This is a genomic window from Halorubrum ejinorense (genome assembly GCF_055389685.1).
Map to the genome: position 1 here is coordinate 708,984 of NZ_AP043777.1, position 13,270 is coordinate 722,253.

Genomic DNA, 13,270 nt, shown 5'->3' on the forward strand with positions numbered 1-13,270 from the left:
GCCTAGGCCATGGACACCGCGCCGGATTCCGCGCCGATCGACCGCGCCGAGTCGATCGTGAACGCGCTCGGCGACGGGGCGTACGTCCTCGACGCCGACCGGAACCGGGTGTTCGTCAACGACCGGCTCCGCGAGGTGACCGGCTTCGACGAGGCGGTCCTCCACGGGAAACACCCGGAGCGGATCGTCGAGGCCGGACACTGGCCCGCGGAGATGGGCGAGCGATACCGAGACGCCGTCGAACCCGTCCTCGCGGGCGAGTCGGAAGACGAGCGCGTCCAACTCACGACGACGCTCGGCGACGGGACGGAGGTGACCACCGAGACGCGACTGTCACCCATCGAACGCGACGGACGCGTCGTCGGCGCGGTCGGGGTCATCCGCGACGTCACGGACCGGGTCGAACGCGAGCGCGAGCTCCGGCGGCTCAACGAGCGGCTCGAACGCCTCGCCGGCTTCCTCTCCCACGACCTCCGGAACCCCCTCTCGGTCGCCCGCGGGTACGTCGAACTCGCCCGCGAGACCGACAGCACGGAGCGGCTCGCCGCCGCGGAGGAGGCGCTCGACCGGATCGAGACGATGATCGACGAGGCGCTCGTGATGGCCCGCGACCCGGCCGAGGTCGAGACCGAGGACGCCGCCGTCGACCTCGACGACCTCGCGAGCGACTGCCTGGAGTCGGGCGACTTCGGCGCCACCCCGTCCGACGCCGACGTCGTCGTCGAGGACCCCGGACCGGTCGTCGGCGACCCGACGCTCCTCCGCCGCGCGGTCGGGAACCTGATCGGCAACGCCTTCGACCACGCCGGCGACGCGCCGAAGGTGCGGATCGGCGTCGACGACCGAGGCCTGTACGTCGCCGACGACGGACCGGGACTGCCCGACGCCGACGGTGGGCCCGCCGACGCGTCGTCTGGGTTGACCGCGTTCGGCGTTTCGAAGGGGGGTGGCACCGGCATCGGCCTCGCCATCGTCGAGCGCGTCGCGGCCGCCCACGGCTGGACGCTGGAGGTCGGCGAGTCGTCGGCCGGCGGTTTTCGTGCGACGCTGGTCGGCGCTCGGTCGGCGGACTGAGCCGCCACGACCGAACCACCCGACGGACCGAACCGTTCGTCCTCGAAGACCGCTCCTCACGAACGAGAGCGTTCGCCGGCAGCACTGATTACACCGACGCAGTAGTCAATTAATTTATGTATAATAAAAAATTTAACATCCTACAAATGAAATTCGTGTTCGCATGCCACAACCAAGCTCACGGCGGAGCGTTCTGAAGGCGATCGGCGCGACGGTGACGCTCTCGGGCGTCGCGGGGACCGCGGCGGCCCGCGGGAAGCCGTCGACGCCGCGGTACGCCGCGTTCAACGTCGTCAATCTGGGGACGGAGCAGGTCCAGACTCCCGGCGACGACCAGGCGGAGGCGGCCGCCCGCGTGGTACAGGAAGTCGACCCGGACGTGCTCGTCGTGAACGAGCTCGCGAACAACGAGCAGGAGGCGACGGTCGAGAACAGCGACGACGACGACGTGAACGTTCCCACGGACCGGACGAACATCGAGGCGTTCGTCGACAACTACCTCAGCGTCCCGCAGCGTGAGGGTCTCGACGGCATCGAGTACGACCACACCCTCCAGCCGGAGAGCAACACCGGGCTCCTGCCGGACACCGACTACGACTTCAACAAGGACGGCGAGGCCGGCGAGCGCCCCGGCGACGCCTTCGGATTCGGGTTCTATCCGGGCCAGTACGCCTTCGGCATCGCGAGCAAGATTCCGTTCGACGAGGGCGCGATCCGCTCGTTCCAGGAGTTCCTGTGGGCGGACATGCCGGACAACCTCATCCCGCTCGCCGACGACGACGGGGTCGACACGAGCGAGGGTAACATCTACCTGACCGAGGACGAACTGGGCGCGTTCCGGCTCTCCTCGAAGACGCACATCGACGTGCCGTTCGACGTCGACGGCGAAGTCGTCCACGGGCTGTTCTCGCACCCGACGCCGACGGGATTCGACGCCGCGAACAACTTCAACGGTCGCTGGAACCACGACGAGAACCGGTTCTGGGCCGAATACGTCGCCGGCGAGGACTACATCTACGACGACTCCGGAACCGAGGGCGGCCTCGACGACGACGCATCCTACGTCCTCCTCGGCGACATGAACGCCGGCCCCGGCGACGAACCGCTCGACCCGGCCCGGAAGTTCTTCATCGAGAACGAGGACTTCAACAGCCGGAGCCGTCCCACGAGTCCGGGCGGCGCACAGCGCGGGAACCCCTACGCGACGGCCGAGTTCGGCGGCGGGGCCACCGTGGACTGGGTCCTGCCCTCGCCGGACCTGTCGCTGCGCTCGTCGTCCGTGGTCTGGCCGAGTTCGAACGCGAACAAGCGCGGGCTCAGCGACGCGGCCGAAGAGGCCTCCGACCACCGGCTCGTCTGGGCCGACATCGCGACGAAGTAGCTCCTCGACGCGGGGCGCGCCGCGAGGGCCGGCGCGGAAACCGGTGGTTTAAATCTCCGCGAGGGACTCATTCGAACCGCGTGCGAGGGTAGCCAAGCCCGGAAACGGCGGCGGATTCAAGCTCCGCTCCTGTAGAGGTCCGTGGGTTCAAATCCCTCCCCTCGCATCGCCGGGGTCCGCCCCCCGTGATGCGGAAGGCGCTCTCGGAGCGCTCTTCCCTCGCAAAACTCTCACACCGTTATCCCGCCAGCCGCGCGACTCTCTGCCGAGAAACGACGGCGGATTCAAGCTCCGCTCCCGTAGAGTTCTCGTGAGCGAGCCTTGCGAGCGAACGAGAGCACGCGGGTCGCAGCCGGCGAGCGAAGCGAGCCGGACCGTCTCGCGGCGGTCCGTGGGTTCAAATCTCACCCCTCGCACGAGCGCGTCACAACGCCCGAATGCTGGAGGGATTTGAATCAGGGAGCGCCTCCGGCGCGACCGTGGTTCAAATCCCTCCCCTCGCATCGCCGGGGTCCCCCCCCCGTGATGCGGAAGGCGCTCTCGGAGCGCTCTTCCCTCGCAAAACTCTCACACCGCTCCTTCGAGCAGCCGCGGCCGTATCGCGTTCGTCGACTCCGCTCCGGCTCGGTCCGAGCGACATGGATTTTTATCCCCACCCGCGAACCGGTTCCCATGAGAGAACGGACGCGTCGCGACCTGCTCCGCGTCGCCGGCGGCGTCGGCGTCGCGGGACTCGCCGGCTGTAGCTCGCTCGGCGACAACTCGCCGCCCGGCGGTGACTCGCCCGCTGCCGGCGCCGGACCGACGTTTGACGACGTTGAGCTGCCGCTGGATCTCGCCGCCCGACCGCAGTCGTCCGACGGACTCGCGTCGCAGTTCCGACAGGGGCTCCGGAACCACGGCCACGTCGACGCGACGATACCCGAGACCGTCGAGGTGCGGTGGTCGGTGCCGGCGAACCGGGGCGAGCACTCCGCCTCGAAGGGCAGTCCGATGCAGACGCCGTCGGGCGACATCCTCGTCGCCGACGACACGGGCCGGATCCAGTCGATCGCGGTCGACGGGACGACGAACTGGGCGACGAACCTCTCCGACGCCAAGTGGGGGAGCCACGGTACTCCCGCGGTCGCCGAGGGGTCGGCGTACGTCGGCACCTACGACGGCGTCGTCTCAGCGGTCTCGGTCGCGAGCGGCGAGATCGAGTGGCAGACCGATATCGGCGACGCGGCCGCCGCCAGCCCGACGTACCACGACGGAACCCTGTACGTCGCCGTCGAGTTCTCGCCGCCGAGCGGCGCCGCCGTCGCGCTGGACGCCGAGAGCGGTGAGGAGGTGTGGCGCGACGGCCGGCCGACCGACCACCCGCACTCGACCGTCGCGGTCGACCTCGACCGCGACCGCTTCCTGTTCGGCGCCAACGACGGCCGCGTCTACGCGTGGTCCTTCGCCGACCGCGAGCGCGCGTGGACCTTCGACACCGGCGGCGACGTCAAGGCGCCGATCGCGGTCAGCCGCGGGATCGCGGTCGTCCCGTCGTGGGCCGGCACCGTCACCGCCGTCGACGTCACCGACGGCGCCGGGCTCTGGTCGTTCGAGACGGACGAGTCCGTGTCGCCGTCGGACGAGCCCGACCCGATCCGCACCGGCGGCGTCATGTGCGCGCCGGCGGTCCACGACGGGACGGTGTACGTCGGGAGCCACGACACGAACGTCTACGCGATCGACTTAGCGACCGGCGAGGAGCTGTGGTCGACCCCGACGGACGGGTGGATCACGGGGAACGTGACCGTGACGAACGGGCACGTCCTCGTCGGCTCGTACGACGAGCACCTCTACGCGCTCGATCGCGAGGACGGCTCGGTGACCTGGGCGGTCGAGGGCAACGGCGAGGTGACCAGCGCGCCGTTCGTCACCGACGACGGGATCTACTACACCGAGCGCGCCCCGGAGGACACCGACGAGCCCGGCATGTGCTACCGGCTCGCCGCGCCGGAGTGAGCCGGCCGCCCCGCCGTCGGGCGGTCGGGCGGTGCCTCGGCAGATAGCCACGAACGTCCACCCGGAACGGCGGGTCCGAAACGGTTTTGCCGGCCCCTGACGGACGGTCGATATGCCAGCAGATCCCGACACGGGGTACGACCCCTCGCTGGGTCGGAAGTTCGTGTTCGTCACGGGCGGTGTGATGTCCGGGCTGGGCAAGGGCATCACCGCCGCCAGTACCGGGCGCCTTCTCGCCAACGCGGGCTTCGACGTCACCGCCGTCAAGGTGGACCCCTATCTCAACGTCGACGCCGGGACGATGAACCCCTACGAGCACGGCGAGGTGTACGTCCTCAAGGACGGCGGCGAGGTCGATCTCGACCTCGGCAACTACGAGCGCTTCCTCGGCACCGACATGACGTTCGACCACAACGTCACCACGGGGAAGACCTACCAGCACGTCATCGAGCGCGAGCGCGCCGGCGACTACCTCGGAAAGACCGTTCAGATCATCCCGCACGTCACCGACGACATCAAGCGGCGCATCCGCGAGGCCGCCGAGGGGAGCGACGTCTGCCTCGTCGAGATCGGCGGGACGGTCGGCGACATCGAGTCGATGCCGTTCCTCGAGGCGCTCCGCCAGTTCGCTCACGAGGAGGACGACGAGGACATCCTCTTTACGCACGTCACGCTCGTCCCCTACTCGAAGAACGGCGAGCAGAAGACGAAGCCGACCCAACACTCCGTGAAGGAGCTGCGCTCGATCGGGCTCCAGCCCGACATCTTGGTCGGTCGGTCCGAGGACCGCCTCGACCCGGAGACGAAAGAGAAGATCGCCCTGTTCTGTGACGTGCCCACGGACGCCGTCTTCTCGAACCCCGACGTGCCGGACATCTACCACGTCCCGCTGATGGTCGAAGACGAGGGGTTAGACGAGTACGTGATGGAGCGGCTCGGGCTCGTCGACGAGGCGCTCCCGAAAGCAGAGCGCTCGACGGAGTGGCGCGAACTGGTCACCCGCGACCGAGACCGCGAGATCGACGTGGCCCTCGTCGGCAAGTACGCGCTCGAAGACGCCTACATGTCGATCCACGAGGCGCTGAAACACGCCGGCATCCACACCGAGACCGAGGTGAACGTGCTGTGGGTCGACGCCGACGAGACCCGCGCGGAGCACGAAGAGCGTCTCGCCGACGCCGACGCGGTCGTCGTCCCCGGCGGGTTCGGCTCCCGCGGCACCGACGGGAAGATCGAGGCGGTCCGGTACGCTCGCGAGAACGACGTGCCCTTCCTCGGGCTCTGCTTGGGCTTCCAGATGGCGGTCGTCGAACACGCGCGCAACGTGCTCGGACTGGAGGGCGCCCACTCCGCGGAGATCGACCCCGACACCCCGCACCCCGTCATCGATCTCCTCCCCGAGCAGTACGAGACGGAGGACATGGGGGGGACGATGCGGCTCGGCGCCCACGAGACCGACATCGAACCCGACACGCTCGCGGCGCGGGTGTACGGCGCCGACTCCTGTACCGAGCGCCACCGCCACCGCTACGAGGTGAACCCCGAGTACATCGAGCGGTTGGAGGCCGACGGGCTCACCTTCTCCGGGCACGCCGACAACCGGATGGAGATCGTCGAACGCGGCGACCACCCGTTCTTCTTCGGCACGCAGGCGCACCCCGAGTTCCGGTCGCGGCCGGACCGCGCGAGCCCGCCGTTCGTCGCCCTCGTCGAGGCCGCGCTGGGATCGACGGACACAACCGAGCGGAACGCGGACGTGAGGCTATAGATGGTCGACACGGAGGAGTTCATCGAGGAGGCGACCACCGAGATCCGCGAGGCGATCGGCGACGCGAACGCCGTGATCGCCTTATCCGGCGGCGTCGACTCGTCGGTCGCGGCGACGCTCGCATACGAGGCGGTGGGCGACCAGCTCACCCCCGTCTACGTCGACACGGGACTGATGCGGAAGGGCGAGACCGCGGAGATACGCGAGACGTTCGACTTCATGGAGTCGCTGCGGGTGATCGAGGCCCAGGAACGCTTCTTCGAGCGCCTCGCCGGCGTCACCGATCCGGAGGAGAAGCGCCACGTCATCGGCGAGGGGTTCATCGACGAGTTCGAGACGGTCGCCCGCGACGTCGGCGCCGACTACCTCGTTCAGGGCACGATCTACCCCGACCGCATCGAGTCCGAGGGGAACATCAAATCGCACCACAACGTCGGCGGGCTCCCCGAGGTCGTCGACTTCGAGGGGATCGTCGAGCCGGTCCGCGACCTGTACAAAGACGAGGTCCGCGAGGTCGCTCGCGCGCTCGGGTTAGAGGAGGTCATCTCGGAGCGGATGCCGTTCCCTGGGCCCGGGCTCGCCGTCCGGATCGTCGGCGAGGTGACGCCCGAGAAGGCCGACGTCGCCCGCGAGGCGACCCACGTCGTCGAGGAGGAACTGGAGGAGTACGACCCGTGGCAGGCGTTCGCCGCGGTCCTCGGGAAGGCGACCGGCGTCAAGGGCGACAACCGCGTCCACGGCTGGGTCGTCGCCGTCCGCTCGGTCGAGAGCCGCGACGGGATGACGGCCCGCGCACAGGAGCTCGACTGGAGCACGCTCCAGCGGATCCAGAGCCGGATCACCGGCGAGAACGAGAACGTGGCGCGCGTGGTGTACGACGTGACCCACAAGCCGCCCGCGACGATCGAGTACGAGTGATGGCGGACCAGCTAACGGCCGTCGTCGCCGGCCCGGACGAGCGCGGCCTCGGCGAGGAGTTGGCGGCGCTGGGCGTCGAGATCGCCCGCATCGACGGGCTCGTCACGGCGGCGAAGCTCGAAGACGCCGGGATCGCCGACGCCGACCTGTTCGTCCTCACGGACGTCGAGGAGGCCACCGGGATCCCGATCGCGAAGGAGCTGAACCCCGACGTTCGGATCGTGACGTACGCGAGCCGGTCGCTGCCGGAGTTCGTCGCGACCGTCGCCGACCTCGCGGTCGATCCCGACCTGTTGGACCCCGCGACGGTCGCCGAGGAACTGCTGGCCGACGAAACGGACCCCGACGACGAAACGGACCCCGACGACGAAACGGACCAGTGAGCGAACCCACCTCGACCGACGGCGGCGAGGGCGGTCACGACGACGGCGCCGCCGCCGACGCGACGACCGTCCCGGTCACCCTCTACACCCGCGAGGACTGCTCGCTTTGCGTCGTCGCCCGCGAGACGATCGAGTCCGCCGCGGCCGACCTCGACGCCGTGGCGGTCGACCTCGACGAGGTCGACGTGGACACCGACCCCGAACTGGCCGAGGAGTACGGCGAGCGCGTCCCGTACGTCTTGGTGGACGGCAACCCGGCGTTCAAGTACGAGGTCGACGAGCGCGACCTGCGGCTGAAGCTGCTGGCGGCGACCTGAACCCGAAAAACGCCGCCCGAATCGCCCGCGCGCCTACTGCTCGACCGTCTCCGCGCCCGGCGCGTTCGCCTTCACTCGGGTCACGGCCTCGACGGCGTTCGACCGGGAGGCGTACCCCTCGCCGGAGTCGGCGAGGAGGTTGCCGTTGCGGTGGCGGAGCCGCCAGCGCCACTCCTCGCCCGCGTCCTCGTATATCTCGAAGGCCGCGCTCCCGGCCGCCAGCGCGCTCGCGTCGGGCGCGTACTCGCCGACGCGCTCGACTGCGTCCGTCGCGTTCGACTTGGAGGCGTACCCCCCGCCCGAGTCGGCGATGATGTTCCCGTTGTCGTGGACGAGCCGCCAGCGCCACTTGCCGGCCCTGTCATCGTAGGCCTCGAACGTCGCTTTGCTCTCGCCGTCGCCTTCCCGTCCCTCCGCGCCCTCGTCGTCGGGGAACTCGAGGCCCGCGCCGCCCGCGTTCGACCTGACGCTGTCGAGTCCCTGCTGGGCCTTCGACCGGGAGGCGTACCCCTCGCCGGAGTCGGCGAGGACGTTGCCGTTCTCGTGGACGAGCCGCCAGCGGTACTCGCCGGCGGCGTCGCGGAACACCTCGAACGCCGCGGGGTCGATGCGGAGATAGTCCGCGCCCGCGACGTGGTCGCGCAGCTTCGCAAGCGCGCGCTTCGCGTTGGACTTGGAGGCGTACCCCTCGCCGGAGTCGCCGACGACGTTGCCGTTGTCGTGGCGGAGCCGGAAGCGCCACTCGTCGGCGCCGTCGGCGAACAGCTCGAACGTCGCCCGGCTCTCCGGCGCGGCGTCCTCGTCCGGGATGGCCACGTCCGGCTCCTCGGCGTCTTCCGGCTCCGGCCCGTCGTCGTCCGCGACCGCCGCCGCCTCCTCGACGGGCGTCTCGATCCGGAGGAGTCCCGCGCCGAGCGCGTTCCGCCGCACGCTGTGGAGCCCCTGCTGGGCCTTCCCGCGGCTGCTGTACCCCTGTCCGGAGGTCGCGACGACGTTGCCGTTGCGGTGGCGGAGCCGCCAGCGCGGCTTCCCGCCCGCGTCCTCGAACAGCTCGAAGCGGGCCTTACTCGACCGGACCGTGTCGATCTCCGCTCGGGCCGTCTCCAGTTCCTCGTGCGTCGCCGTCAGTTCCTCACGGGTTTCGTCCAGCTCGTCGCGGGCCGCGTCCAGTTCCTCGTTCGTCCCGGTCAGTTCTTCGTGTGCCTCGGTTAGCTCGTCGCGGGTCGCGTCTAACTCCTCGCGGGTCGCGTCTAGCTCGTCGTGAGTCGCGTCTAGCTCCTCGCGGGTCGCGTCTAGCTCCTCGCGGGTCGCGTCTAGCTCCTCGCGGGTCGCGTCCAGCTCGCCGCTCGTCTCCGCGGTCGCCGCCGTCGCCGCGGCCGCTTCGTCTTGCATCCGCTCGTAGTCCTCGTAGACGGGGTCGGAGAGCAGCGGCACGACGGTTCCCGCGACACCGATGAGGAACAGCCCGACGCCGTACAGCCCGATCACCGTCGGCTCTCCGGAGACGGTGGACCAGCCGCCCGGGAAGATGTTCACGAACCACACGACGCCGAGGACGCTCACCGCCGTCCCGAGGTAGCCGAGATAGGTCCCCGTCCGTCGGAGCGGGAACCGGATCACGGCCCCGAGCATCAAGAACGGCGGCGCCAGCGCGGCCAGCGCGTACCCGATACCGCGCGTCGTCGTCGCCGCCTCCGTGAGGAAGAACACCGCGACGCCGGCGAGGCCGAGCAGGACGCCGAAGCCGAACAGCCAGTAGCCGTTCACCTCGTCGTTCGTCTTCGGCGTTCCGATCCGCCGCTCGTACAGTCCCCCACCGCGGTCCGTTTCGTCGTCTGTTGCCATATGCGGGCCGTCTCGGGCTACCCGGTTATATGTGGGGGTGTGTGACACGTCACCATCTGAAAACGCCGGACTACCGCGACCCGAGCGTTTACCCGTCGAACGGTCCCTCGTGTGGGTATGTACGTACTTCGAGGCGGTCGCGTCGCGGACGCGGACGGGACTCGTGAAGCGGACGTCGCGGTCGCGGACGGCGAGGTTGTCGCGGTCGGCGATCCGGAGGCGGTCGACGCCGCGGTCGACGGGGCGGACGACGAGGTCACGACGCTCGGCGTCGACGGACGGGTCGTCGCGCCGGGGCTGATCGACGCGCACGTCCACGTGATGATGGACGGTCGCCCGGACGTCGCCACCGCGGTCTCCGACAGCGACTACACGGCGAGCTACCGGGCCGCGAGCAACCTCGAAGCGGCGGCCGAGGCCGGCGTCACTACCGTCCGCGACCTCGGCAGTCGCGGGATGCTCGCCCTCGACGCCGGAGAGGCGGTCGACGCGGGCGACATCGACGGCGCACGGGTCCTCGCGTGCGGCCGCAACGTGATCATGACCGGCGGCCACGGCAACTGGTTCGGACGCGAGGCCGACGGCCCCGCCGAGGTGCGAAAGGCGGCCCGCGAGCAGCTGAAGGCGGGCGCGGACGTGCTCAAGTGTATGGCCACCGGCGGCGTCCTCACCGAGGGCGCCGTGACGGGCGCGCCGGAGCTCACCCCCGAGGAGCTGAACGCGTTCACCGACGCGGCCGCGCCGACCGACACCCCGACCGCGGCCCACGCCCACGGCGAGGTGGGGATCAAAAACGCCGTCGAGGCCGGCATCTCCAGCGTCGAACACGGGACGTTCATGGACCGCGAGGCGGCCGAGATGATGGCGGACCGGGGGACCTACTGGGTCCCGACCGCGAGCGCGCTCCGCGGCATCGTCGAGAACGGCGTGGAGGCGGGGATCCCGGAGGACGCCGTCGCGAAGGCGGAAGACGCCGCGGACCGCTTCGACGACGCGTGGGACCACGCCTTGGAGGCCGGCGTTCCGATCGCGATGGGGACAGACGCCGGCACGCCGTTCAACTTCTTCGAGGAGATTCCACAGGAGATGGCGCACATGGTCGACTACGGGCTCTCGCCGGAGCGGGCGCTCGAAGCCGCCACCGTCAACGCGGCCGACCTGCTCGGCCTCGACGACGCGGGCCGCGTCGCGGAGGGCTACCGGGCGGACCTCGTCGTGCTCGACGCCGACCCCAACGCCGACGCGGCGGCGTGGCAGGACCCCGAAGCGGTGTTCGTGCGCGGCGAGCGCCTCGTCTGACCCGCCGGCCGAGTCGCGTCCGCGTCGACCCGAAACGGTCATTTTTACGCCGGGCGGCCCCACGATCGACCGATGACGACCTCGTCGACCCGGCACGCGGACCCGGACGAGAACCCGTACGTCGAGGACCCGCCGACCGACTTCGAACCGGTCGGCGACCTCTCCGAGGACGAGGCCGCCGAGCAGGCCGCACTGCTCCGGGCGGCGGTCCGCGAGCACGACCACCGTTACTACGTCGAGGCGCACCCGCTAATCGCTGACGAGGCGTACGACGCGCTGTTCTCCCGGCTGAGCGACCTCGAAGCCGCCTTCGACCTCCCGACCGCGGGCTCGCCGACCCGTCGGGTCGGCGGCGAGCCCCTCGACGAGCTGGCGACCGTCGAACACGTCGCGCCGATGCTGTCGATCGACAACGACACCGAGGCCGCGGCGGTCCGCGAGTTCGACGAGCGCGTCCGCGACGGGCTGGCGGCCGCCGCCGAGTCGGGCGATATCTCCGGGTTCGCCGCCGCCGATCTCGCGTACGTCTGCGAGCCGAAGTTCGACGGCCTCTCCGTCGAGGTCGTCTACGAGGACGGCGAGTACGTCCGCGCGGCCACCCGCGGCGACGGCCGCGAGGGCGACGACGTGACAGCGCAGGTGCGGACCGTCGGCTCGGTCCCCGGGCGCCTGCGGGGCGCCGACCACCCCGAGCGCCTCGTGGTCCGCGGGGAGGCGTACATGCCCCGCGACGCCTTCGAGGCGTACAACGAGGCCCTGATCGAACGCGGCGAGGAGCCGTTCGCGAACCCCCGGAACGCGGCGGCCGGCACGCTCCGCCAGTTGGACCCGTCGGTCGTCGCCGAGCGCCCCCTCGACGTCTTCTTCTTCGACGTGCTGGCGTGGGAGTCCGGCGACGACGGCCCCGACCGCCCCGACCGGCACCGGGACGCGCTGACGGCGTTCGAGTCGTTCGGGCTCCCCCGGAACGACCGGGTCGCGGTCGTCGACGACATCGAGGGTGCGATCGACTACCGCGACGAGATCCTCGCGGCCCGCGACGACCTGAACTACGCGGTCGACGGCGTCGTGATCAAGGTCGACGCCCTCGTCCACCGCGAGGCGCTCGGGTCGACGTCGCGAGCCCCGCGCTGGGCGTTCGCGTACAAGTTCCCCCCGCGGACCGCGACGACGACGGTCGAGGGAGTCACCGTCCAGGTCGGGCGCACGGGGCGGCTCACGCCCGTCGCCGAACTCGACCCGGTCGACGTCGGCGGCGTCACCGTCTCGCGGGCGACGCTCCACAACCCGGCAGAGATCGAGGCGCTCGGCGTGAACGTCGGCGACCGCGTCCGGATCTACCGGGCGGGCGACGTGATCCCCTACGTGCCGGAGGTCGTCGAGAAGCGCTCCGAGGGGACGTACGCGTTCCCCGACGCGTGTCCCGTCTGCGGGGCCGAAGTCGAGCGAGACGGTCCGCTCGCGTTCTGCACCGGCGGGCTCGGCTGCCCGGCGCAGTTGGAGCGAGCGGTCGAACACTGGGCGCGCCGCGACGCGCTCGACGTGGAGGGGCTCGGGCCCGAACGGGTCGAACAGCTCCGCGAGGCGGGCCTCGTCGAGTCGCTGCCGGACCTCTACGACCTGACCGCCGACGACCTCGCCGCGCTGGAGGGGTGGGGCGAGACGAGCGCGGCCAACCTGGTCGCCGAGCTCGACGCGACCCGGAACCCGCCGCTCGACGACTTCCTCGCGGGCCTCGGTATCCCGGACGTGGGCGCGACGACCGCCCGCGCGCTCGCGGCGCAGTTCGGGTCGCTCGACGCGCTCTTGGACGCCGACGAGGGGGCCCTCCGCGAGGTCGACGACGTCGGGCCCGAGGTGGCCGCGTCGATCCGGACGTTCTTCGACCGAGAGGAGAACCGGGCGGCGATAGCTGGGCTCCGCGAGCGCGGCGTCGAGCCCGAATCGATCGACGCCGACGACGGCGACGCGCTCGACGGACTCACGTTCGTGTTCACCGGGTCGCTGTCGACGACGCGGGGCGAGGCGCAGGCGCACGTGGAGGCGCGCGGCGCGAACGCGACCTCCAGCGTCTCCGGCAACACCGACTACCTCGTCGCCGGGGAGAACCCGGGCCGGTCGAAGCGCGACGACGCGGCCGCCGAGGACGTGCCCGTCCTCGACGAGGCCGCGTTCGCCGACCTGCTCGCCGACCGCGGCGTCTCGTGGCCGCCCGACGAGTCGGACTGAGGGCGGTGGCGACGCGGGCTCTAACCCGCAACCCTTTATCAGCTGACGCCGGAACCGA

10 protein-coding genes and 1 tRNA gene are annotated in these 13,270 nt (G+C 70.6%); 10 read left to right on the top strand and 1 reads right to left on the bottom strand.

Translation table 11 applies throughout. The annotated features are described in order from the left end of the window. The first annotated feature begins 9 nt into the window (after positions 1-9). The 8 genes from ACZ5KW_RS04510 (at position 10) to ACZ5KW_RS04545 (ending at position 7,839) form a co-directional block, all read left to right on the top strand. Positions 10-1,074 (top strand): PAS domain-containing sensor histidine kinase, encoded by a 1,065-nt coding sequence (locus ACZ5KW_RS04510; RefSeq protein WP_343776066.1) that lies wholly within the window; start codon positions 10-12, stop codon positions 1,072-1,074. A 163-nt stretch (positions 1,075-1,237) separates the two neighbouring features. Beyond that, positions 1,238-2,455, top strand: coding sequence for an endonuclease/exonuclease/phosphatase family protein (locus ACZ5KW_RS04515; RefSeq protein WP_343776065.1), 1,218 nt, complete (start codon positions 1,238-1,240; stop codon positions 2,453-2,455). A gap of 82 nt (positions 2,456-2,537) precedes the next feature. After that, positions 2,538-2,621, top strand: a tRNA-Leu gene (locus ACZ5KW_RS04520). Positions 2,622-3,127: 506 nt separating this feature from the next. After that, complete coding sequence (locus ACZ5KW_RS04525) at positions 3,128-4,453, top strand: outer membrane protein assembly factor BamB family protein (protein ID WP_343776063.1); 1,326 nt, start codon at positions 3,128-3,130, stop codon at positions 4,451-4,453. 112 nt (positions 4,454-4,565) lie between these two features. Beyond that, a complete protein-coding gene (locus tag ACZ5KW_RS04530) occupies positions 4,566-6,221 on the top strand; it encodes a CTP synthase (RefSeq protein ID WP_343776061.1) in 1,656 nt (551 codons plus the stop codon). After that, on the top strand, positions 6,222-7,139 hold the full coding sequence (guaA, locus tag ACZ5KW_RS04535; protein ID WP_343776059.1) for a glutamine-hydrolyzing GMP synthase: 918 nt from the start codon (positions 6,222-6,224) through the stop codon (positions 7,137-7,139). Then, positions 7,139-7,522, top strand: a complete 384-nt coding sequence (locus tag ACZ5KW_RS04540) for a DUF7126 family protein (RefSeq protein WP_343776057.1) — start codon at positions 7,139-7,141, stop codon at positions 7,520-7,522. The genes guaA and ACZ5KW_RS04540 overlap by 1 nt, the downstream gene beginning before the upstream one ends. Beyond that, positions 7,519-7,839, top strand: coding sequence for a glutaredoxin family protein (locus ACZ5KW_RS04545; protein WP_343776055.1), 321 nt, complete (start codon positions 7,519-7,521; stop codon positions 7,837-7,839). Before ACZ5KW_RS04540 ends, ACZ5KW_RS04545 begins: the two co-directional genes overlap by 4 nt. Before the next feature lie 33 nt (positions 7,840-7,872). On the opposite strand, the gene ACZ5KW_RS04550 is transcribed toward ACZ5KW_RS04545, so the two are convergent. Beyond that, complete coding sequence (locus ACZ5KW_RS04550) at positions 7,873-9,684, bottom strand: HVO_2922 family protein (protein WP_343776054.1); 1,812 nt, start codon at positions 9,682-9,684, stop codon at positions 7,873-7,875. A gap of 117 nt (positions 9,685-9,801) precedes the next feature. Between ACZ5KW_RS04550 and ACZ5KW_RS04555 the strand changes: the two genes are divergently transcribed. Further along, a complete protein-coding gene (locus tag ACZ5KW_RS04555) occupies positions 9,802-10,983 on the top strand; it encodes a metal-dependent hydrolase family protein (RefSeq protein WP_343776052.1) in 1,182 nt (393 codons plus the stop codon). A 72-nt stretch (positions 10,984-11,055) separates the two neighbouring features. Then, positions 11,056-13,212 (top strand): NAD-dependent DNA ligase LigA, encoded by a 2,157-nt coding sequence (gene ligA / locus ACZ5KW_RS04560; protein ID WP_343776050.1) that lies wholly within the window; start codon positions 11,056-11,058, stop codon positions 13,210-13,212. The last annotated feature ends 58 nt before the right edge of the window (positions 13,213-13,270 follow it).

Coding starts and splice junctions, on each gene's coding strand:
- ACZ5KW_RS04510 (WP_343776066.1), top strand. CDS start 10: ATGGACACCGCGCCGGATTCCGCGCCGATCGACCGCGCCGAGTCGATC.
- ACZ5KW_RS04515 (WP_343776065.1), top strand. CDS start 1,238: ATGCCACAACCAAGCTCACGGCGGAGCGTTCTGAAGGCGATCGGCGCG.
- ACZ5KW_RS04525 (WP_343776063.1), top strand. CDS start 3,128: ATGAGAGAACGGACGCGTCGCGACCTGCTCCGCGTCGCCGGCGGCGTC.
- ACZ5KW_RS04530 (WP_343776061.1), top strand. CDS start 4,566: ATGCCAGCAGATCCCGACACGGGGTACGACCCCTCGCTGGGTCGGAAG.
- guaA (WP_343776059.1), top strand. CDS start 6,222: ATGGTCGACACGGAGGAGTTCATCGAGGAGGCGACCACCGAGATCCGC.
- ACZ5KW_RS04540 (WP_343776057.1), top strand. CDS start 7,139: ATGGCGGACCAGCTAACGGCCGTCGTCGCCGGCCCGGACGAGCGCGGC.
- ACZ5KW_RS04550 (WP_343776054.1), bottom strand. CDS start 9,684: ATGGCAACAGACGACGAAACGGACCGCGGTGGGGGACTGTACGAGCGG.
- ACZ5KW_RS04555 (WP_343776052.1), top strand. CDS start 9,802: ATGTACGTACTTCGAGGCGGTCGCGTCGCGGACGCGGACGGGACTCGT.
- ligA (WP_343776050.1), top strand. CDS start 11,056: ATGACGACCTCGTCGACCCGGCACGCGGACCCGGACGAGAACCCGTAC.